Origin of the sequence: Roseateles sp. (assembly GCF_036486225.1) — a bacterium.
In the GTDB taxonomy this organism is placed as follows: Bacteria; Pseudomonadota; Gammaproteobacteria; order Burkholderiales; family Burkholderiaceae_C; genus Roseateles.
Genome location: NZ_DASVNZ010000298.1, coordinates 1 through 8,695 on the forward strand (window position 1 = coordinate 1; position 8,695 = coordinate 8,695).

Annotated in this window: 2 protein-coding genes and 1 pseudogene; all 3 read left to right on the top strand. The window is 70.1% G+C overall.

What is annotated here, in order from left to right; all coding sequences use genetic code 11:
* The coding region (locus VF536_RS19650) for a chloride channel protein (protein ID WP_331616563.1) at positions 1-1,082 on the top strand (1,082 nt) is incomplete at its 5' end.
* Positions 1,083-1,447: 365 nt separating this feature from the next.
* Positions 1,448-7,210 carry a SpvB/TcaC N-terminal domain-containing protein gene (locus tag VF536_RS19655; RefSeq protein ID WP_331616564.1) on the top strand — a complete coding sequence of 1,921 codons (5,763 nt, stop codon included), beginning with the start codon at positions 1,448-1,450 and terminating at the stop codon, positions 7,208-7,210.
* A 21-nt stretch (positions 7,211-7,231) separates the two neighbouring features.
* A pseudogene (locus VF536_RS19660) lies at positions 7,232-8,695 on the top strand (hypothetical protein); the annotation flags it as partial.

The window sequence follows — 8,695 nt, forward strand, 5'->3', positions numbered from 1 at the left end:
TTCCGCAGGTCATGGCCGCCCTGTCGCCCAAGGTCGATGCGGCCCGGCAAGGGCTCTTCGTGTCGCTGAAGCTCAGCGCCGCGAAGCTGTTCCTGGTGTCCGGCGGTCTGCTCGGCGGCCTGGCCATCGGCCGCGAAGGGCCGTCGGTGCAGATCGCCGCCGGCGTCATGCAGCATGCCCAGCGCTGGCTGCCCCGGCGCTCGCCGCTCAATCACGACGGTCTGCTGGTGGCCGGCGGCGCGGCCGGCATTGCCGCGGCCTTCAACGCGCCGCTGGCCGGGGTGATGTTCGCCATCGAGGAACTCACCCGCAAGATCGAACAGCGCAGCAGCGGGCTCATCATCGCGGCCATCGTGCTCGCCGGTCTGATCGCCGTGTCCGCGTTCGGCAACGCCAGCTACTTCGGCCGCCTGCGGGTGGACCACCTCACGTGGTCGCATCTGTTGCCGGGTCTGCTGACGGCGGTCGGCTGCGGACTTGCCGGCGGCGTCTTCTCGCGGCTGCTGCAGCGCAGCCTGCTCGGCGGGACCGACCGCTTCAGCCGGTGGCGGGCCCGTTTCCCGGTGCGGTTCGCCTTCGCCTGTGGCCTGGCCATCGCGGTCCTCGGCCTGGTGAGCCACGGCGCCACCGACGGCAGCGGCTACGACTACACGCGGGGCCTGGTGGAAGGTCATCTGGACCTGCCGGTGCTCTACGTCACGCTGCGCATCGTGGCGACCTGGCTCGCGGTCTGGTCCGGCGCGCCCGGCGGGATCTTCGCGCCGTCGCTGGCGATCGGCGCGGGCATCGGCAGCGACATCGCCCAGCTGACCCACACCACCGAGGGCGCCGCAGTCATGATCGCCATCGGCATGACAGCCTTCCTGGCGGCGGTGACGCAGGCGCCGGTGACGTCCTTCATCATCGTCATGGAGATGGTGGACGGTCACTCGATGGTGCTGAGCCTGATGGCGGCGGCGCTGCTCGCCAGCCTGGTGTCGCGCTGGATCAGCGTGCCGATCTACCACCGGCTGGCTCAGGCGCAGCTCGGAAGGTTGCCGGAGACGCCCACGGCGACAACGCCGGGGCGTGACGCGCCGTGATCGAGCCTCAGGAATTTCGAGCCACTTTAAGTGGCCTGAGGGTTCATTGGACGCCAAGCTGCACTTGGTTCGGTGTGGTCTCAAGCTGTCAATTGAACCGATCCGAAGCGGCGTTCGGGAATCGATTCGCCGCGCACGTGGGAACTCGCTTGCGCGGGATTTCCCGACGCGTCCACCACGATCGTTCGCACTAGCATCCGCCTGGGTCATAGGCGCCAGCCCTGACCAACGAAGAAAACAACAACGAGTTCCTGGATAGGGAGGGACTTCCGACCGACCGCGCCACACGTCCGCCCAGGGCGTGCTGCGGCGTGCGTCCGTGCCGGAAAAGGCCGCCTGACCGGGTGTTTCGGGAGCAGGCTGCTTTGAAGAACGACCACCACGGCACGCGCGTCGAGCGCGGAGCCGGTCACGACTGCGTCGCCCTCGTGGCGCTCCATCGATTCGTCGCCGCGGGCTTGCGCTGGACCGCCCGCGCAGGCGTGGCCGCTCTGGCCGCCGGCACTCTGGCTGCCTGGGCCCAGACCGAGGTGGAGATCCAGCCTCCCAACCTCGGCGGCGCCATCGCCGGCTCGCTGAGCGGACAGCCGGGCGTGTCCTCCGGCGGCGCGGCCAGCTTCAGCGTGCCGCTCACACTGCCGCCGGGCACTGCGGGCATGGCGCCGACGCTGTCGCTGGACTATTCCAGCCAGTCGGGCATGTCCTCGCTGGGCATGGGCTGGCGGTTGGACGGCTTGTCCCAGATCACGCGCTGCCCCAAGACGATCGTGCAGGACGGCGTGCGCCGCGGCGTCACGCTCACCGCCGAGGACCAGTTCTGCCTGGACGGGCAGCGCCTGCTGATGGTGGCGGGCAGCGGCACGCACGGCGCCGCGGCCGAGTACCGCGTGCAGATCGACGGCCAGAGCCGGATCCAGTCCTTCGGGAGCGACCCCGCCAAGGGGCCGGACTCCTTCGAGGTCCGCGGCAAGAAGGGCCTGATCTTCACCTACGGCAAGACCGTCGACGCGACGATCGAGGCGCAGGGCACCAACCGGCCGGTACTGACCTGGGCGCTGTCACGCGTGATGGACCGGCGGGGCAACTACTACGACGTCCGCTACGCCAAGTCCAACACCGCGACGCTGGGCGAGGTCTATCCCGATCGCATCCTCTACACCGGCCACCTGGACCAGGGCGGCGGCGGTGGCAACGTGGCGCCGTACAACGCGGTCCGCTTCGTCCATGAGGACCGGCCCGACCTGCAGCTTGGCTTCGTCGCCGGGAGCCGGGTGACGGCCTCCAAGCGGATGACCAAAGTGCAGACTTTCGTCGGCACCGATGCCAACGGCGACGGCGGCACGCTGGCCCGCGAGTACCGCATCGCCTACGTGACCAACGAGACCAACGGCCGCAGCCTGGTCGACCGCATCACCGATTGCGGTCCCTACGACCAATGCCTGCCCGCGACGACCTTCACCTGGACGGTGCTGGACCCCGCGAACAACACGGGCGGGGCCGCGGGCAGCGGCAACTGGGGGGGGCCGCAGGTGGCGATCACGGCGCTGCCACTGGACGGCGATCGCAGCACGCAGGTGAAGGCGCAGGTCGTGATGGGCGACTTCAACGGCGACGGTCGCATCGACCTGATGCGCGGCGACGGGAGCAACTGGCAGGTCTGCCTATCCACCGGCACCGGCTTCGACTGCGGCAACTGGATGGCCTCATCAGTCCTGACGCGCGACGTTGTCTCGGGGGACTTCAACGGCGACGGCAAGACGGACATCGCGGTCTACCCGAAGGTCGACGGCCCCGGCAACTGGACGGTCTGCCTGTCTACCGGCACCGGCTTCAACTGCAGCCTGTGGGCTGGCTACGGCGCCAACAACCTCTACGCCAACGGACAGACCAGCGGCGCGCTGGTCGGCGACTTCAACGGCGACGGCCGCGACGACATCGCGATCGCCGGTCCCAACGGCGACAACGAGCGCATGTGCTGGTCCACCGGCTCCGGTTTCCAGGGCGGCACCTGCCAGACCTACCCGGGCTCGTTCCTGTTCATGTACTACGCCAAGCTGCTGTCGGAGGAAAGCATCCAGGCCTTCCAGACCGGCCAGATGGCCGTCGACATCGATGGCGACGGCCGGGCCGACATCATCCAGTACGTCGGCAACCGGCGGAACAACCCGACGATCTATCCCAAGGGCGGCTGGATGGGCATCCGCGCGACGGACGCCGGGTTCGTCGCGTTCTCCGCGTCGTCGACCGGACAGGTGCTGCTCGACGGCGTGACGAGCCCCGGCAACTCGCGCACGGCCGACGTCACCGGCGACCCCTACGGCAGCCTGAGCGACGTGGTCAACGGCTACATCACCGACAACACCAATCCCGCGCGCATGGAGCTGTGCCGCAGCAACGGCCTGACGCTGATGAACTGCCAGGCCCTGCCGGGGGCCGCAGACGCGACGGGACCGGTGATGTACGTGCGGGACCTGGACGGCGACGGTCGACCAGACGTCATTGCCAGTGGCCAGGTGTGCCAGCTGAATCTTGTCGCGTATGGCGCGAACAACGCAGACCAGTACTCGCTCAACTGCGCGCCGCGGGCGGCAGGGGCTGGCAACGTCGATACGGGCACGGCGCTGGTGTCCTATGCCGGCGACTTCAACGGCGACGGACGGGGGGACGGCGCGACGTACATCATGACGTCCAACTCGACGGGCTACTGGTCGGTGCACCTGTCGGGCCACGTCGGCTTCGCGGACCTGCTCGACACGGTGACCAACGGCGTCGGCCAGCCGACCCGTTTCATCTACAAGCGCCAGAGCGACCCGAGCATCTACACGCCCGGCGCCGCCGTGACTTATCCGAAGCGCAACCTGGTGGGCGGCGGCGGGGCGCTGGTGTCGTCGATGCTGACCGGCAACGGCATGGGCGGCTGGCTGACGACGGACTACCAGTACGAAGCCGCTCGTGCCGATCAGAGCGGCCGAGGATCGCTGGGCTTCGAGAAGCGTCGTGTCATCGACCGGACGAAGAACATCACCGCGCAGACGACGGCGAGCCAGGACTTCCCCACGATCGGCATGCCGCTGGAGACGCGCTCGACGCAGGCCAACGGCACGGTGCTGAGCCTGTCGACGGTCAGCTACGCGAGCATGGCGACGACGGCGGGCGCGGTGTGCCCGTACCCGCAGGCGTCGACGCTGCAGACGCGCGACCTCGACGGCACGCTGATCGCGACGACGACGTCCGCGATCAACAGCGGCGGCATCGACACCTACTGCAACGTGACCGATGCGAGCGAGACGGTGAACGGCGCGGACGGCACGTCCTTCTCCACGCGCACGGTCACGAGCTACCTCAACAACAGCGCCAGTTGGTTGATCGGCCTGCCGACGAGCTCGTCGGTCACCAAGACGGCGGTGCAGCCCTATGCGGACGCCAACTCGCTGGCGCTGACGTCCTGCGCGGCGTCGACGCCGTCGGGCAGCGCGGCCACCTTCAGCTGCAGGCTGGCCAATCGCGGCCCGGCCCTGGCGACGTCCATCGCCTATGCCAGCGGCGCCGGCACCACGGTGAGCGGACCGTCGAGCTGCGCGCCGCAGACGACGAATTGCGGCGCGGTGACGGTCACGACGTCCGCGGCCGGCGGCGACTACGTCGGGCAAGTGACGGCGACGCCGTCGACGCTGGGCGTGGCCACGTCCGCCAACTACGCGCTCAAGGTGCTGCAGTTGCCGGCTCTGACGCTGAGCCAGTGCAGCGGCACCGCGCCGGGCACGGGCGCAGGGGTCTTCTCCTGCCGGCTGGGCAACAGCGGTACGGGCGCGGGCACCGGCATCGTCTATCAGGCCGGCAGCGGCGTGACCGTGGCGGGGCCGACCAGCTGCGCCGCCGCCACCGCGGACTGCGGCGGCGTGACGGTCACGACGGCCGCCAGCGCGGGCACCTACGCCGGCACGTTGAGCGCCGCCGCGGGCAACGGCGGCAGCGGCACGTCGACGGGTTACTCGTTGACGGTCAACACGCCCCCCGCCTTGGCGCTGACGAACTGCGCCAGCTCCGCGACCTCCACCGCCGCGGGCACGATGAGCTGCACCCTCTCCAACAGCGGTCAGACCGCGGCGGGCACGGTGACCTACGCCGCGGGCGCGGGGATCACGGTGGGCGGCCCCGGCAGTTGCGCCGCGGGCTCGGGCAACTGCGGCACGGTGACGCTGACGACCTTGGGCAGCCCCGGCACCTATGCCGGCACGCTGACTGCGACGCCGTCGCCCGGCGGCGGCGCGGCATCGGCTGGCTACTCGCTGACGGTGAATACGCCGACGTCGCTGGTGTTGTCCAACTGCAGCAGCTCGGCCGCGTCGACCTCTGCGGCGACAATGACCTGCACGCTGGGCAACGGCGGCCAGACCGCCGCCAGCGGCATCACCTACGGCGCCGGGTCCGGCGCGTCGGCGAGCGGGCCCACCACCTGCGCCGCCAGCACCGGCAACTGCGGCACCGTCACGGTCACGACCTCGGGCAGCCCGGGCGTCTACAGCGGCACGCTGAGCGTGTCGCCGGCCAGCGGCGGCAACGGCACGTCGACTACGTATTCGCTGACGGTGAACACCGGGCCGCAACTGGCGCTGGCCAACTGCAGCAGCTCGTCGGCATCGACGTCGGCGGGCACCTTCAGCTGCACGCTGGTCAACAACGGGCAGACGGCGGCGAGCTCGGTCACCTACGCGGCCGGCGGTGGCGTCTCGATCGCCGGACCGGCCAGTTGCGCGGCCAGCTCGGGCAACTGCGGCGCGGTCACGGTGACGACCTCGGGCAGCCCCAGCGTCTACACCGGCACGCTGACGGCCACGCCGACACCGGGCGGCACGGCGGGCTCCGCGGCTTACTCCCTGACGGTCTACACACCGCCGGCGCTGAGCCTGTCCAACTGCAGCAGCTCGGCGCCGACCACCTCGGCCGCGACGATGAGCTGCACCCTGGGCAACTCGGGACAGACGGCGGCCAGCGGGATCGGCTACGGCGCGGGCTCGGGCGTGTCCGTCGGCGGACCTTCGAGTTGCGCGGCAGGCTCGGGCAACTGCGGCACGGTCAGTGTGACCACCGCGACCGGCGCCGGCACCTACGGCGGCACGCTCAGCGCATCGCCGGGCAACGGTGGCAGTGGCGCGTCGGTGGGCTACGCGCTGACCGTCAACACGCCGCCGGCCCTTGCGTTGACAAGTTGCAGCAGCACGGCGCCCTCGGGCTCCGCGGGCAGCATGTCCTGCGCGCTGGTCAACAACGGGCAGACGACGGCCAGCGGCGTCAGCTACGGCGCGGGATCGGGCGTGTCGGTGTCCGGGCCGTCCAGTTGCACGGCCGGCTCCAACTGCGGCACGGTGACCGTCACCTCCAGCGCCAGCCCAGGCACCTATGCCGGCACGCTCAGCGCGTCGCCGACCAACGGCGGCAGCGGCGCGTCGGCGGGCTACTCGCTGACGGTCTACACGCCGCCGTCGCTGCGCTTCGCCGGCTGCTCGTCGACGTCCAACGCCATGGCGGCGGGGACGCTGACCTGCACGCTGGCCAACGACGGGCAGTCGGGCACCTCGCTGGGCTACGGCTCCGGCGCCGGCACGACCGTGAGCGGGCCGGGCTCCTGCGCGGGCAGCACCGCCAACTGCGGCGCGGTCGTGCTGACGACGTCCACGACGCCGGGCGACTACCTCGGCCAACTGGCGGTGAACGCGCTGAGCGGCGGCACGGGCGTGGGGACGGGCTACTCGTTGCGCGTCTATTCCAACGGCACGCAGCTGACGGCGTCGCCGCTGACCTTGGACTGGAGCACGGTGACCGGTGGCGGCTCGACCAAGACCATGACCATCCAGAACACTGGCCTCGCGCCGGCGACGCTGAGCTGGACCACGGCCTACACGGCGGGGTCGATCGGCATGGGCGGCTATGCGGTCACGCCGGTGCAATCGACCTGCACGTCGGGGCAGACGCTGGACATCGGCCAGAGCTGCACGGTGGCGTGGACCTTGACGACGCAATGCTCGGCCAAGGGGCAACGGACCCTGCAGATGAAGATCAACGGCGGCACGTCGCAGGTGACGGCGACGCTGACGGCCAACGTGCAGCGCATGACGATCTGCAACTGACCGGCCAAGGTGCACAACAACATGAACAAGATCAAGAGGGCGATGGGGACGGCGCAGGCGATGCGAACGACGTGCGCCTTGTTGTCGGCGCTGGTGCTGGCGGGACTGGGCCTCGGCGGTGCGCAGGCGCAGACCACGACGACGGTCACGCGCACGGTGAACTACGAGTACGACGCGTACGGCCAGCTCAAGAAGGAGACGGTGCAGCCTGACGACCCGGCGCTGCGGGTGAGCACGGAGTACACGCGCGCCGCGGTGGGCGGCGTGGACTTCGGGCTGGTGAGCGCCAAGACGGTGACATGGCTGGACCCGGCCAGCGGGACGACGCAAAGCCGCGTGGTGCAGAGCACCGGGTATGACGCGCGAGGGCGCTTCGCGCTGACGCAGACGAATGCCAAGTCGCAGACGGTGACCTCGACCTACGACGAGACCACCGGCGCGGTGCTCACGATGGTCGATCCCAATCAGCTCACGACGAGTTGGGAATACGACCCATGGGGCCGCAAGCTGCGGGAGAACCGCCCCGACGACACGGTCACCAGCTGGATGTACCAGGGCTGCATCGACAGCTGCGGCTGGGCGACGTCGGTGACGGTGACGCAGCAGTGGGGCGGCGCGGGGCTGCTCAAGAGCCAGATCGCGGTGCCCAAGGAGGACTTCACCGACCGGCTGGGCCGCGTGGTGCAGAGTCGCACGTGGGGCTTCGACGGCACGCCGGTGATCACGCAGACGGCGTTCACAGCGCAGGGGTACACGGCGTCGGTGGCCAGGCCGCGGTTCCAGGGCGCGGCGCCGGTGTGGACCTTCTACGACCGGGACGACATCGGGCGGGTCAACAAGATCCGCTCGCCCGCGCCGGACGGCAGCGGCTACGCGGAGACGGCCTACACGTACAGCGGGCGGGTGCTGTCGATGGTCAACGCCAAGTGGCAGTCGCGCATCGAAGAACGCAACGTGCTGGGCAAGCTCAAGTCGGCCACGGACGCGCTGGGCAACGTCACGACGTATGTCTACGACGGCTTCGGGAACCTGGTGCGCACGCGCGACCCCAAGGGCAACGAGATCGCGATCGGCTACGACGCGCTGGGACGCAAGACCTCGCTGCAGGATCCGGACGTGGGGTCGGTGACGTACTGGGTGGACCCGCTGGGGCAGACCTGGAAGCAGCGCGACGCGAAGGCGCAGGACACGCTGTTCACGTTCGACGTGCTGGGGCGGATGGTGCGGAGGCTGGAGCCGGACCAGGACTCGCGCTGGGAGTACGACACGGCGGTCAAGGGCGTGGGCAAGCTGGGGGAGAGCTACACGTGGGTCAACGGCGCCAAGGACGTGCGGCGCGCGATGACGTACGACGCGAAGGGTCGGCCGTCCACGACGGTGCTCAGCCTGGACTGGGACTACCTGACGCAGACCGCGTACGACGGGTTCGGGCGGGCCAACGTGCAGAGCTACACGCGGCGCACGCGAGGCGCCACCAGCGGCGGC